Raw genomic sequence first — 11,284 nt, 5'->3', positions numbered from 1 at the left:
GAACCTGCCCGCCCCGGGCAAGCGGCCGCGCTCCTCGATGGCGCCCACGCTGGTGTTCGACGACGGCCGGCCGGTGCTGGCGGCCGGTTCCCCCGGCGGCTCGACGATCATCACGACCGTGCTGCAGATCCTCCTCAACCGGTACGACTTCGGCATGAGCCTGCCCGACGCGCTGGCCGCGCCGCGCGCCACACAGCGCAACACCCTGCAGACGCAGGCCGAGCAGGCGTTCCTGAGCCGGTACGAGGCCGAGTTGGAGGCCCGCGGGCACGACCTCGTGCTCAACCCGGAGATCGGCGCCGCCACCGCGCTGGAGTTCCTGGGCCGGGGCCGCATCCAGGCCGTGGCCGAGCCGACGAGACGAGGCGGCGGCAGCGCGATGGTCGTCGTGCCCGCGCCACGGTGAGCGGGTCAGAAAGGATGTCTGTTCTCAGGAACGCTTCCCGATAAACATCACGAAGGGTGCAACAACTGTCACTGGCCGCATCCAAGGGCCCCCGTTACGTTGCGTATACGGCATCCGAGAGAGTGGGGACAGGAATGCGGTCCATCGCCAGGTTCTGCGGCCAGTGCAGCTGTGGTTGCCCCGAACTGTTCGTCGACCGCGACGCGCCCGAGGAGCGCCAGGTCATCGTCACCGACGACTTCGGGCAGCGCGTGGAGATGAGCCTCGACCAGTTCGCCTCGATCGTGGAGGCCGCCAAGAGCGGGTCTCTGGACGGCCTGGCGCTCGTCCACTGAGCGGCCAATGAGCACGGCCCTCACCCTGCTGGCCGGCGGGCTCGCGGCGGGGCTGGTGGCGGGGACCGCGACGTGCACCGCGGCGCAGGGCGGACTGCTCATGGGCCTGGTCGACCGGTGTCACGGGCGTGATCCGGCGCTGGTGGGGTGGTTCCTGGCGGGGCGGCTGGCCTCGTACACGCTGGCCGGGGCACTGCTCGGCCTGCTCGGCTCGGCCGTCAGCCTGCCGCCGGAAGCACGCGCGGCACTGCTGGTCGCGGCCGGTGTCACGGTGATCGTCTTCGCCGTCAGGGTCATGCGGCGCGGCCACTGCGCGGCGCCGCACGACGGCCAGGTCTCCCGGTACAAGGCGCCGCTGCTGGGCGCGGCCACCATCCTCCTGCCGTGCGGCGTCACGCTGAGCATGGAGATGATCGCCGTCTCCAGCGGCTCGCCGCTGGCGGGCGCGGCGGCCATGGCGGGTTTCGTGGTCGGCACCGCCCCGGCGTTCGCGCTGCTCGGCTATGTGTTGCGGCGGGTCTCCCGCACCAGGCTGGCCAAGCTCGCCGGGGTCGTGGCGATCGCCGCCGGGCTCTGGACCGCCGGCGCCGGGCTCAGCCTGGGCGGCTGGCTGCCCGAGACCGCACCCCCCGCGGCGGCGGGTCCCCTGTCCCCGACCGTCACCGTCTGGGCGACGCCGGACGGCTACCGTCCGGCCATGGTGCCGGCGCCCGCGGGCGTGCCGGTCGAGATCGTCTTCAAGCGGGCCGACCGGGGGTGCACCGGCACGGTCGTGATCGGCGGGCGCGACGTGGTGCTGCCGGCCACCGTACGACTGCCGCCCCAACCGCCCGGCACGCTGCGTTACGTCTGCGGGATGGGGATGTACGCGGGCTTCATCAACTTCTCCTAGTGTCGGCGATTACGGTTCGCGATCGGGCGATCACGTGCCACTCTGTCGCCATGGTCTGGCAAGGAGAGGTGGCGGCGCCTGCCATACCGGCGCCCCGCGTGGGAGACGAGCCCGAGCTGCTGGCTGCCGCGCAAGCAGGCGATCCGCAGGCCGCGCACCGGCTCGGCAAGCTCTACGCGCAGCACGGCGACCGCGTGGCCGCCCGGCAGTGGTGGGAGCGTGCCGCCGCGGGCGGCAACGTCGACAGCGCCTTCAACCTGGGCATCTGGCACGAGAAGCACGGCAGCCTGGAGGCGGCGGTCACCTGGTACGAGACGGCCGCCGCGACCGGCGACGCCGAGGCCGCGACCAACCTGGCGACCCTTCTGCTGGAGCAGCGCGGTGATGTCGCGGCGGCCAGGAGATGGTTCGAGACCGCGGCCCTCGCCGGGTCCAGGGTCGCGGCCCGGAGGCTGGCGCTGGTGTGCGAGGACGCGGGCGAGCTCGGGGCGGCCCGCGAGTGGCACCGCCGGGCGGCGGCGAACGGCGACCCCGCCTCCGCACATGACCTCGGCTTCCTGGCCTACGCGGCGGGCGAGGACGAGGAGACCGTGCGGTGGTGGGAGTACGCGGTCAGAGCCGGCCACGCCGAGTCCGCGTACTGCATGGGGCTCTACCTGAACGCCGGCCGCGACCCCGAGGGCGCCGAGGCGTACTACCGGCTGGCCGCCAAGAGCGAGCACCCGGGCGCCGCCTCCTGGCTCGGCGGGATCGCGCTGTCCAGGGGCGACCTGCGGACCGCCCGGGCCTGGTACGAGCAGGCCGCGAACGCCGGCCGGATCGAGGACCAGCGGATGGCCGGGTTCGTCTGCGTGGAGCTGGGCGACTGCGGGGCGGCCAGCCACTGGTTCGGCCGGGCGGCGGCCGGCGGGGACGCCGAGTCGGCCTTCAACTACGGCCTGTTGCTCATCGCCGAGTTCGGCGACCTGGGCGGCGGCCGGCACTGGTTCCGCCAGGCCGCGCAGGCCGGCCACCATGGGGCGGCACTCGAGCTGGGCGGGCTGCTGTCGGTGGCCGGCGAGCTGGGCGAGGCGCGGGAGTGGTTGTCCGACCCGCCGCCGCCTGCCTGGGCAGGTCCCGCCGAGCCCGAGCTGGCCGCGCGGGCCGAGCTGGCCGCGGCCGCCACCGGCCGCAGGGGCGGGGTCCCGCTGGACGTGGCGGCGCTGGTCGAGGTCCTGGGCACCTGGGACGTGGTGACCAGGCCGCTGCACGACCATTCGGACGTGGTGGGCTGGCTGGTGAAGCGGAGCGGGGTGCACGTGAGCGCCATCGAGCACCTGGCGTCGGTACGCAGCACGTTGCTGCGCCCCGGCACCGCGCCGTGGCCGAGCCCCGGTGAGATCCAGCACGTCCTGGCCACCGCCCGGGACCTGCGGAAGCGGCTCGGCGTGCGTTAACGCTGGCCGAGGTGGAACAGGTTGCCTTCGTCGTCCTTGAAGACCGCCGACCAGCCCCACGGCTGCTGCGTCGGCGCCTGGGTGAACTCCACGCCGCGAGCGGCCAGCTCTTCGTGCGTCTTGACGATGTCGTCAGCGTGGAACAGCACGTAGTTGGGCGTGTCCTTGACCAGCGTGGGCCACTGGGGATCGGCCTTGGTGACGACCAGCCGCGTGCCGCCGGCGGGCGGTTCCACCTCGATCCAGCGGTTCTCGCCGTACGGCATGTCCCTGGTGATCGTGAAGCCCATCTTGCCGGCCCAGAAGTCGAGGGCCCGCTGCTGGTCCTCGACGTAGACGGTGACCTGGCTGATGCCGAGCGACATTGCTCCTCCTCAGGTGGTATCCACGTTGGATATAACCAGCTTCGGACGTGGACGGGGTGCTGCGCGACCCCTTCGTCCACAAGTGACCCGGTGGGATCGCGCAGCGGCCGTCAGGTCAGAGCACCTCGGCGACCGGCGTGTACGGCAGTCCCAGCGCGTCGGCGACCGGCTCGTTCGTCAGCAGCCCGCCGTGCGTGTTGAGGCCGCCCGCCAGGCCGGCGTCGGACTTGAGCGCCGCCCGCCAGCCCTGGTTGGCCAGCTTGACCGCGTACGGCAGGGTCGCGTTGGTCAGGGCGTACGTGGAGGTGTTGGCCACCGAGCCCGGCATGTTGGCCACGCAGTAGAAGACCGACTCGTGCACCTTGTACGTCGGCTCGGCGTGCGTCGTCGGCCGCGAGTCCTCGAAACAGCCGCCCTGGTCGATGGCGATGTCGACGAGCACCGAGCCCGGCTTCATGCGCGCGACGAGGTCGTTGGAGACCAGCGTCGGGGCCTTCGCGCCGGGGATGAGCACCGCGCCGATGACCAGGTCGGCCTGCAGGACCTCCTGCTCGATCGCGTACCGGGTGGAGACCAGCGTCTTGAGCCGGCCTTGGTAAATGGCGTCGATGTGACGCAGGCGGTCGATGTTGGTGTCGAGCACGGTGACCTCGGCGCCCATGCCGACGGCGATCTGCGCCGCGTTCAGCCCGGAGACGCCGCCGCCGATCACGACCACCTTCGCCGGGGCCACGCCCGGCACGCCCCCCGGCAGGATGCCGCGGCCGCCGTTGAAGCGCATCAGGTTGTACGCACCGACCTGTGGCGCCAGCCGGCCCGCGACCTCCGACATGGGGGCGAGCAGCGGCAGCGCGTTGCCGACCTGGACGGTCTCGTACGCGATGCCGGTCGTCCCTGCCGTCAGGAGCGCGTCCGTGCAGGCGGGGGAGGCGGCCAGGTGCAGGTAGGTGAAGAGCACCAACCCTTCGCGCAGCCGGTGGTACTCCTCGGCGATCGGCTCCTTCACCTTGAGCACCATGTCCGCCTCGCCCCAGACGGCGTCGGCGCCGTCGAGGATCTTCGCGCCCGCGGCGAGGTACTCCTCGTCCGTGATGTGCGAGCCCAGGCCCGCGCCCTGCTGAACCAGGACGTCGTGGCCGTTGCGCACCAGTTCGTGAACGCCCGCCGGCGTGGCGGCGACACGGTACTCGTGGTTCTTGACCTCGGCAGGAACGCCGATCTTCATTGCGGTGGTTCCTTTCGGGAACCGGCACACCGTTGTGCCGGAGGAAGGGGTGTCACAGTCGGGCCCAGGCCTCGGTGAGCACGCCGCGGAGGACCGAGCCGATCTCCTTGAACTCCTCGGGGCCCGCGACCAGCGGGGGCGCGAGCTGGATGACGGGGTCGCCGCGGTCGTCGGCACGGCAGTAGAGCCCGGCGTCGAACAGCGCCTTCGACAGGAACCCGCGCAGCAGCCGCTCCGACTCGTCCGCGGTGAACGTCTCCTTGGTGGCCTTGTCCTTGACCAGCTCGATGCCCCAGAAGTAGCCGGCGCCGCGCACGTCGCCGACGATCGGCAGGTCCTGCAGGTCGTCGAGGGTCTGCTTGAACAGCGGCTCGTTCCGCGTCACGTGCCCGAGCAGGTCCTCGCGCTCGAAGATGTCGAGGTTGGCCAGGGCCACGGCCGCGGACACGGGGTGCCCGCCGAAGGTGTAGCCGTGCGCGAACATGGCGTCGCCGTCCTTGAACGGCTCGAACAGCCGCTCGTGCGCGATCATGGCGCCGATGGGCGAGTAGCCGCTGGTCAGGCCCTTGGCGCAGGTGATGATGTCCGGCACGTAATCGAACTTCTGGCCGCCGAACATGGTGCCCAGCCGGCCGAAGGCGCAGATGACCTCGTCGGAGACCAGCAGCACGTCGTACTCGTCGCAGATCTCGCGCAGACGCTGCCAGTAGCCGGGGGGCGGCGGGAAGCAGCCGCCGGCGTTCTGCACGGGCTCGGCGAAGACGGCGGCCACCGTGTCGGGGCCCTCCATCTCGATGGCGCGGGCCACGCGGTCGGCGGCCCAGAGGCCGTACTCCTCCGGCGTCATGCCCTTGACGCCGGTGATCTCGTCGGCGCGGTAGTGGTTCGTGTTGGGAACACGGATGGAGCCGGGCACGAGAGGCTCGAACATCTGCTTGAACGCCGGGATGCCGGTGATCGACAGCGCGCCCTGCGGGGTGCCGTGGTAGGCGATCTGGCGGCTGATGACCTTGTGCTTGAGCGGCTTGCCGATCATCTTGTAGTACTGCTTGGCCAGCTTCCACGCGGTCTCGACGGCCTCGCCGCCGCCGGTGGTGAAGAAGACGCGGTTCAGTTCGCCGGGAGCGAGCGCGGCCAGGCGCTGGGCCAGCTCGGCCGCCTTGGGGTGCGCATAGGACCACAGCGGGAAGAACGCCAGCTCCCGGGCCTGCTTGGCGGCGGCCTCGGCCAGCTCGTGGCGCCCGTGGCCGACCTGGACCACGAAGAGCCCGGCCAGGCCGTCGAGGTAGCGCTTGCCGTGGATGTCGTAGACGTACGACCCCTCACCGCGCACGATGGTCGGGATCTCGGACTGCTCGTAGGCGCTGTGCCTGGTGAAGTGCAACCACAGGTGGTCTTGCGCGGCCTTCAGGACGTCGTGTTCCGGCTGCGTCATGGCTATCTTCCCTTGTCTCTGAACTCTCCACAGTCTGCATGTTCACCTGCGGTTTGCCAAGCGAATCGGTCGCCGCATTGTGCATGAAAGTCGAGATCCGCAGAACCACTATGTAACAGCAACGAAATCCGCATGTAGATTGGCCAACGGCTCACGCGTGTCCCCGCATCGGGGGGCCTTGTGTGATCCAATGAGAGGCAAACTGTCCAGATTTCGTTGACCGGGGGACCGTCCGTGACTCCTGACCAGATTGAGAGCGCCGTCGCCGCCTCGATGCCCCAGGCCATCGAGGAGCTCAAGCGACTGGCCGCCATCCCCTCCGTGGCCTTCCCCGGGCACCCGGAAGAGCCGGTGTTCGCCGCGGCCGCGGTGACCGAGGAGTTGCTGCGTTCCGTCGGCCTGCCGCACGTCCAGCAGGTGGCTGTCGAGGGCAGCTTCCCCGCGATCTACGGCGAGGCGCCCGCGCCTCCCGGCATGCCGACGGTCCTGCTGTACGCGCACTACGACGTGCAGCCCGCGGGCGACCCCGCTGCCTGGCGCACGCCGCCCTTCGAGCCGACCCTGATCGACGGCCGCCTGTACGGCCGCGGCTGCGCGGACGACAAGTCGGGCGTCATTTCCCACATCACCGCCCTGCGTGCTTTCCAGGGCCGGTTCCCCGTGGGCATCAAGGTCATCATCGAGGGCCAGGAGGAATACGCGGGCGAGCGCCTGGAGGCGTTCGTCGAGCGCAACCCCGACCTGCTGCGCGCCGACGCCATCGTGGTGGCCGACACCGGCAACCCGCGTGTCGGCGACCCGGCCGTCACCACGTCGCTGCGCGGCATGGCCGCCTTCACCATCGAGGTCCGCAGCTTGAAGGAGGCCGTGCACAGCGGCTCCTTCGGCGGCGCCGCTCCCGACGCGCTGGCCGCCCTGATGCGCATGCTGACCGCGCTGCACGACGACAACGGCGACATCCGCGTGCCCGGGTTGCCGCGCGGAGCGTTCCTCGGGCAGGGGCCGTCGGAGGAGGAGTTCAGGAAGACGGCGGGCGTTGTGGACGGCGTGTCGCTGGTGGGCTCGGGTTCGCTGGCGGACCGGCTCTGGTCGTCCTACGCGATCACGGTCACCGGCCTCGACGTGCCGACGGTGTCCGGCGCCGTGAACGCCGTGCAACCGAGGGCGCGGGCCCGCGTCACCGTGCGCGTGCCGCCGGCCGGAGACCCGAAGACGACCGTGAACGCGGTGGTGGAGTTCCTGCGCCAGGTGGCGCCGTGGGGTGTGCAGGTGTCGTTCGGCGACTTCACGGTGGGCTCCGGCTTCCAGGCGGACTCGGGCGGCAAGGCCCGCGCGGCACTGAACCGGGCCATGGAGCGCGCCTTCGGCCGGCCGCCGCGCGACGTGGGCGCGGGCGGCTCGATCCCGCTGGTGAACACGCTGCTGCGGCAGTTCCCCGCGGCGGAGATCCTGCTGTTCGGGGCCGAGGACGAGGACGCGGCGATCCACGCGCCGAACGAGCGGGTGGACCTGGAGGAGCTGCGCAGGGTGGCCACGACGGAGGCTCTGTTCCTCCAGGAGCTCAGCCTGCCCTCAGCGCTGGGCATCTAGGTCAGATGTGCGAGCAGTGCTCAAGAAGCTGCCGGTGGGAGCCTTGCGTGCCCTCCGGCAGCTGATCGGGCAGGCACCACTTCACCTCCAGGATCTCCAGGGGATCGATCTTGAGTGTGCCACCCGTGAGCACGGCCTCGTAGGCCACCTCCACCCGCAGGCTGAAGCCGCTCTTCAGCCGGATGAGCCGGCCTGTCCGCACGGTCAGGCCGGTCTCCTCGAAGACCTCACGCTCGACGGTGCGCTCGAACGTCTCGGACCGTTTCGCGTACCCGGTGGGGAATCCCCATGGGCGGCTCTCGGGCCACAGCCGGTGCTTGAGCACGAGCACCCGGCCCTCGTCGTCGCGTACGACGCCGGTGACACCGACCATGAACGTGGCGTGTTTCAGCCACACCAGCCGCCATTGCAGGCGACCGCCCAGCGACCTCCACACCCGGGTGAGCAGCCGTAGCACTGGGCCCCCTTCTGCCTTGATGGTCTTCCGTAGAGTCTGGCCATGGACTGGCAGGAATGGCACGACGAATACGATCGCCCGGACTCACGCCTGTCCCAGCGGCCGCGGGTCGTCCAGAGCCGTATCCGGCCGGCGCTGGACGCCGCGGCACCCGGGCGGCCGGTCAAGGCGATCAGCCTGTGCGCGGGGCAGGGCCGTGACCTCCGCGCACCTCGTAGTGAGCACTGGGCCATCCGCGACGCGGTCGCGATGCGGCACCGGCTCCGGCTGGATCGGTGATGCGCCGCTACCCCGGAAACCGCCAGCTGGTTTGGCTGTACTCGCCCTTGCGGAACCCCAGCACCTTGGCCGGGGCCACCTCGAAGACCAGCGCCTCCCCGCCCTCCGGGTGGGTGAACACGCCGTCGCCCACGTCGAAGTGCCAGTCGCCGCCGTACTTCGACTCCCACGCGCCGGACAGGCGCTTGAGCTTGCCGGGGTCCGTGACGCGCTCGGCGGCGCCCTCGACCACCAGGTCGAGCCCTTCGTGCAGGGCGCTGGCGCCGGTCGTGAGCGCACAGTGGCGGTTGGACTCCAGGTTTCTGGCCTTCTGCTCCTCGGCTCCCGTACAGAAGTAGATCGCGTCGTCCTGCCAGACCGCCAGCAGGGTGGTGACGTGCGGGCGGCCGTCGGCGCGTACGGTGGTCAGCCAGTACGTCTCCGCGTGTATCAACTGCTCGCGGGCCTGCGCCCAGGGCGTCGGGGTGGCGTTCGGGTCGCTGAAACGGGCATCCAGCTTCGTGGTCGGTTCCATGGCTTCTCCTTCTCTGCGTATAGGCAGACCGGGGCCGGCTCAGGAACTCACCGGCGGGCGCGGGAACACTCGCTCCGTGAGGCAGGCCCGGCCGCCGGACGCCGCCGCCTCCCCCGCTCTGGTCGCTACGCTCCCGCGGCTCCCTCGCTGCTGACCGGCAGGTCGTAGACGCGGCGCACGCTGCTGCCGAGGCGGCTCACGTCGGCCCCGTACACGTGGATGGACACCCCGACCTCGCCGCTGGTGTTGCGGACCTTGTGGATGTCTCCGGGCGGGGCGAAGCCGCTGACCTCGCCCGGCCGGTTCTCGGCGCGGCCGATCTCCAGGAGATGGTCACCCATGTCCCGGTAGAGGGTCTCGTACTCGATGCCGCTGAGGATCCCGAACGTGCACCACGCCACGTGGTCGTGGATCACCGTCTCCTGACCGGGGCGCCACACCACCGACACGATGGAGAAGTCCTCCTGGGCGTAGAGCGGGCGGGAGACGTAACCGTCCGGCGAGCCCTCGCGCTCCTGCGGCGTGAGGATGTCGAGGCCTGGCAGGCGGTCGCGGAGCAGATCAGCGACGGTGTACGCGGTCCGGCGTGGCCCGAGCCGCCGGGCCACGATGTCGGAGATGCCGGTCACGAGCGCTTCGAGGCCCGGCCTGGCCAGTGTGGTGGCGGCCATGTCCATGACACCCCCTAAGGGAAATCGGATAACCCTTCTTCCCTTTCTACGGTCCTCTGTCGCAACCGATAGGTCCAACAGAAGTCTTCTGGCTGATCGATAGATATGATTGATGAATGCTGGATGTCGTCCGTCTCCGCGTCCTCCTCGCGGTCGCCCGCAAGGGCTCGCTGACCGCGGCGGCCAAGGAGCTGCACTACTCGCAGCCGTCCGTGAGCCACCACCTCGCCCGGCTGGAGGCGGAGACGGGTGCCCGGCTCATCCAGCGGGTGGGGCGCGGCATCAGGCTCACGGACGCGGGCAGGCTGCTGGCCGAGCGGGCCGCGGAGATCATCGACCGCCTCGACGCCACCGCCGAGGAGCTGGCCGCGCACGTGGGGCTGCGTTCCGGCCGGGTGCGACTGGCCGCCTTCCCCTCCGCGCTCGGCACGTTCGTCCCCGAGGCGGCCACGGTGCTGGCCACCGCACATCCCGGGCTGCGCCTGCACCTCACCGAGACCGAGCCACCGGAGGCCCTCAGGCTGCTGAGGGCCGGGCGGGTGGACGTGGCGGTGGTGTTCAGGTACGACGACACCGCGCCCGAGGACAACGGCATCACCATGATCCATCTCCTCGACGACCCCAGTTACCTGGTGTCCAGCACCCCCACGGACGGAGAGCTGACCGGGCACGCCGAGGCGTCCTGGATCGCGGGCTGCGACCGGTGCCGCAGCCACCTGCTGGACATTTGCGACAAGGCTGGGTTCGAGCCGCGGATCTCGTTCACCAGCGACGACATCGTGGCCGTGCAGGCGCTCGTGGCGGCCGGGCTGGGGCTGACGATGCTGCCGGGGCTGGCGTTGCGCGCTCACCGGCATCCGGACGTGGAGGTGGCGGAGGTGCCCGGGTCGACCAGGCACGTCTACGCCGCCGTCTACGGCGACCCGCCTCACCCGCCGCCCACCGACGCGCTGCTCCGGGCGCTGCGGAAAACGGCCACGAGAGCAGTGCAGAAAACGCTGCGAAAGGTGCTGACAGAAAACCTTTGACGGCCTGCCTACGATGGCCCCATGCCCGATATTTCGACACTCGCCCTTTTCAGTGTGGCCACGCTCGGCCTGCTCATCGTGCCCGGGCCCGCGGTCCTGTACATCGTCACCCGGAGCGTCTCCCAAGGCCGTACCGCCGGCCTGATCTCCGTGCTGGGCGTGCACCTGGGCTCGGTCGTCCACGTGGCCGCGGCCGCGCTGGGCATCAGCGCCCTGCTGGCCGCCTCCGCCACCGCGTTCACCGTGGTCAAGTACGTCGGCGTCGCCTACCTGGTCTGGCTCGGTGTGCGCAAGCTGATGCGGCGGGCCGAGGGTGAGAAGGCGATCGAGCTGAAGGTGCAGTCGAGGCAACGGCTGTTCTGGGAGGGGTTCGTGGTGAACGTGCTCAACCCCAAGACGGCGATCTTCTTCCTGGCGTTCCTGCCGCAGTTCGCCAGACCGGAGGCCGGGCCCATCGGACCGCAGATCCTGCTGTTCGGGCTCCTCTGGATCGTGCTCGGCATGGCCTCCGACGGCACGTACGCGATGCTCGCCTCGGCGCTCGCCGATCGGGTACAACGTTCGGCCCGGGCACGGCGGCGGCTCGATGTGGGCAGCGGGCTCGTGTACCTGGGGCTGGCGGCTTGGCTCACAACCGAGAAGGCCTGACAA

Annotated in this window: 14 protein-coding genes; 8 read left to right on the top strand and 6 right to left on the bottom strand. The window is 70.8% G+C overall.

Annotation, left to right across the window (positions count from 1 at the left end; all coding sequences use genetic code 11):
* The 4 genes from ETD86_RS16640 to ETD86_RS16625 all read left to right on the top strand — a co-directional run.
* Positions 1–406, top strand: a 406-nt coding sequence (locus ETD86_RS16640) for a gamma-glutamyltransferase (RefSeq protein ID WP_211370097.1), incomplete at its 5' end; no start/stop codon positions are given.
* Between the two features lie 134 nt (positions 407–540).
* Positions 541–741 (top strand): hypothetical protein, encoded by a 201-nt coding sequence (locus tag ETD86_RS16635; RefSeq protein WP_138667064.1) that lies wholly within the window; start codon positions 541–543, stop codon positions 739–741.
* A 7-nt stretch (positions 742–748) separates the two neighbouring features.
* Positions 749–1,633, top strand: a complete 885-nt coding sequence (locus ETD86_RS16630) for an urease accessory protein UreH domain-containing protein (RefSeq protein ID WP_138667063.1) — start codon at positions 749–751, stop codon at positions 1,631–1,633.
* A 50-nt stretch (positions 1,634–1,683) separates the two neighbouring features.
* Complete coding sequence (locus ETD86_RS16625; protein WP_138667062.1) at positions 1,684–3,069, top strand: tetratricopeptide repeat protein; 1,386 nt, start codon at positions 1,684–1,686, stop codon at positions 3,067–3,069.
* Here the strand turns inward: ETD86_RS16625 and ETD86_RS16620 are convergent.
* From ETD86_RS16620 to ETD86_RS16610, 3 genes are all read right to left on the bottom strand, one after another.
* A complete protein-coding gene (locus tag ETD86_RS16620; protein ID WP_211370096.1) occupies positions 3,066–3,434 on the bottom strand; it encodes a VOC family protein in 369 nt (122 codons plus the stop codon). The genes ETD86_RS16625 and ETD86_RS16620 overlap by 4 nt on opposite strands.
* Positions 3,435–3,549: 115 nt before the next feature.
* Positions 3,550–4,659, bottom strand: a complete 1,110-nt coding sequence (gene ald / locus ETD86_RS16615) for an alanine dehydrogenase (protein ID WP_138667061.1) — start codon at positions 4,657–4,659, stop codon at positions 3,550–3,552.
* A 52-nt stretch (positions 4,660–4,711) separates the two neighbouring features.
* On the bottom strand, positions 4,712–6,094 hold the full coding sequence (locus tag ETD86_RS16610; protein ID WP_138667060.1) for an aspartate aminotransferase family protein: 1,383 nt from the start codon (positions 6,092–6,094) through the stop codon (positions 4,712–4,714).
* 234 nt (positions 6,095–6,328) lie between these two features.
* On the opposite strand from ETD86_RS16610, the gene ETD86_RS16605 reads away from it, so the two are divergent.
* The gene (locus ETD86_RS16605; protein WP_138667059.1) at positions 6,329–7,684 is read left to right on the top strand and encodes a dipeptidase; all 1,356 of its coding nucleotides are present in this window, start codon (positions 6,329–6,331) and stop codon (positions 7,682–7,684) included.
* 1 nt (position 7,685) lies between these two features.
* On the opposite strand, the gene ETD86_RS16600 is transcribed toward ETD86_RS16605, so the two are convergent.
* On the bottom strand, positions 7,686–8,141 hold the full coding sequence (locus ETD86_RS16600; protein ID WP_138667058.1) for an NUDIX domain-containing protein: 456 nt from the start codon (positions 8,139–8,141) through the stop codon (positions 7,686–7,688).
* A 42-nt stretch (positions 8,142–8,183) separates the two neighbouring features.
* On the opposite strand from ETD86_RS16600, the gene ETD86_RS16595 reads away from it, so the two are divergent.
* Complete coding sequence (locus ETD86_RS16595) at positions 8,184–8,420, top strand: hypothetical protein (protein WP_211370095.1); 237 nt, start codon at positions 8,184–8,186, stop codon at positions 8,418–8,420.
* A 7-nt stretch (positions 8,421–8,427) separates the two neighbouring features.
* Here the strand turns inward: ETD86_RS16595 and ETD86_RS16590 are convergent, their stop codons facing one another.
* A complete protein-coding gene (locus ETD86_RS16590; protein ID WP_138667057.1) occupies positions 8,428–8,934 on the bottom strand; it encodes a pyridoxamine 5'-phosphate oxidase family protein in 507 nt (168 codons plus the stop codon).
* A gap of 125 nt (positions 8,935–9,059) precedes the next feature.
* Positions 9,060–9,605 carry a cysteine dioxygenase family protein gene (locus tag ETD86_RS16585; RefSeq protein WP_246147951.1) on the bottom strand — a complete coding sequence of 182 codons (546 nt, stop codon included), beginning with the start codon at positions 9,603–9,605 and terminating at the stop codon, positions 9,060–9,062.
* A 116-nt stretch (positions 9,606–9,721) separates the two neighbouring features.
* On the opposite strand from ETD86_RS16585, the gene ETD86_RS16580 reads away from it, so the two are divergent.
* Together ETD86_RS16580 and ETD86_RS16575 are read left to right on the top strand one after the other, a co-directional pair.
* The gene (locus ETD86_RS16580; protein ID WP_138667055.1) at positions 9,722–10,633 is read left to right on the top strand and encodes a LysR family transcriptional regulator; all 912 of its coding nucleotides are present in this window, start codon (positions 9,722–9,724) and stop codon (positions 10,631–10,633) included.
* 21 nt (positions 10,634–10,654) lie between these two features.
* Positions 10,655–11,281: a LysE family translocator gene (locus ETD86_RS16575; protein ID WP_138667054.1), complete on the top strand. Its 627-nt coding sequence runs from the start codon at positions 10,655–10,657 to the stop codon at positions 11,279–11,281.
* Positions 11,282–11,284: the final 3 nt, after the last annotated feature.

It is taken from the genome of Nonomuraea turkmeniaca (assembly GCF_005889735.1).
GTDB classification, from domain to species: domain Bacteria; phylum Actinomycetota; class Actinomycetes; order Streptosporangiales; family Streptosporangiaceae; genus Nonomuraea; species Nonomuraea turkmeniaca.
This window is presented reverse-complemented; position numbering and strand designations above follow the sequence as displayed.

Bases quoted from the DNA above. Each gene is read 5' to 3' on its own strand.
- ETD86_RS16575 (WP_138667054.1), top strand. From the start codon at position 10,655: ATGCCCGATATTTCGACACTCGCCCTTTTCAGTGTGGCCACGCTCGGC.
- ETD86_RS16635 (WP_138667064.1), top strand. From the start codon at position 541: ATGCGGTCCATCGCCAGGTTCTGCGGCCAGTGCAGCTGTGGTTGCCCC.
- ETD86_RS16585 (WP_246147951.1), bottom strand. From the start codon at position 9,605: ATGGCCGCCACCACACTGGCCAGGCCGGGCCTCGAAGCGCTCGTGACC.
- ald (WP_138667061.1), bottom strand. From the start codon at position 4,659: ATGAAGATCGGCGTTCCTGCCGAGGTCAAGAACCACGAGTACCGTGTC.
- ETD86_RS16620 (WP_211370096.1), bottom strand. From the start codon at position 3,434: ATGTCGCTCGGCATCAGCCAGGTCACCGTCTACGTCGAGGACCAGCAG.
- ETD86_RS16595 (WP_211370095.1), top strand. From the start codon at position 8,184: ATGGACTGGCAGGAATGGCACGACGAATACGATCGCCCGGACTCACGC.
- ETD86_RS16590 (WP_138667057.1), bottom strand. From the start codon at position 8,934: ATGGAACCGACCACGAAGCTGGATGCCCGTTTCAGCGACCCGAACGCC.
- ETD86_RS16630 (WP_138667063.1), top strand. From the start codon at position 749: ATGAGCACGGCCCTCACCCTGCTGGCCGGCGGGCTCGCGGCGGGGCTG.
- ETD86_RS16580 (WP_138667055.1), top strand. From the start codon at position 9,722: ATGCTGGATGTCGTCCGTCTCCGCGTCCTCCTCGCGGTCGCCCGCAAG.
- ETD86_RS16625 (WP_138667062.1), top strand. From the start codon at position 1,684: ATGGTCTGGCAAGGAGAGGTGGCGGCGCCTGCCATACCGGCGCCCCGC.
- ETD86_RS16610 (WP_138667060.1), bottom strand. From the start codon at position 6,094: ATGACGCAGCCGGAACACGACGTCCTGAAGGCCGCGCAAGACCACCTG.